The following is a 397-nucleotide window of genomic DNA, read 5'->3' on the forward strand; positions in this document are numbered from 1 at the left end:
TTATCAGCTCGCTAGAGCCCAACGCCTTGCTAACGTGCTTCATTAGCTGGGTGAATGAAATCCGTGAAGACCAAGGGCAGCCCGTGATTGCGTTTGATGGTAAAACGCTTCGCCATTCATTCGATGGTGATAGGAAAACCGCCCTTCACAGCGTGTCTGCCTACGCGGTGGAACAAGGTTTAGTCCTCGCACAATGTAAATCGAAGGGTAAGAAAAATGAAGTGTCGACGGTACTGGAATTGATTGAATTACTGGAGTTAAAAGGCAGTATTGTCACTGCCGATGCCATGCATTGTCTGAAGAAGGTCGCTAAAGCCATTAATGCAAAAGGCGGCGACTATGTTCTGCAAGTCAAGAATAACCAAGGTAAACTTGCAACGGAAATAGCGGCTTACTT

Annotated in this window: 1 protein-coding gene; it reads left to right on the forward strand. The window is 46.6% G+C overall.

Going from position 1 to position 397, the window contains the following annotated elements; genetic code table 11:
* Positions 1-397 (forward strand): ISAs1 family transposase (locus tag ACFI6J_RS21630; RefSeq protein ID WP_462586411.1); only part of this gene is annotated, 397 nt, incomplete at both ends.

Source organism: Alteromonas sp. G4i13 (genome assembly GCF_054960505.1).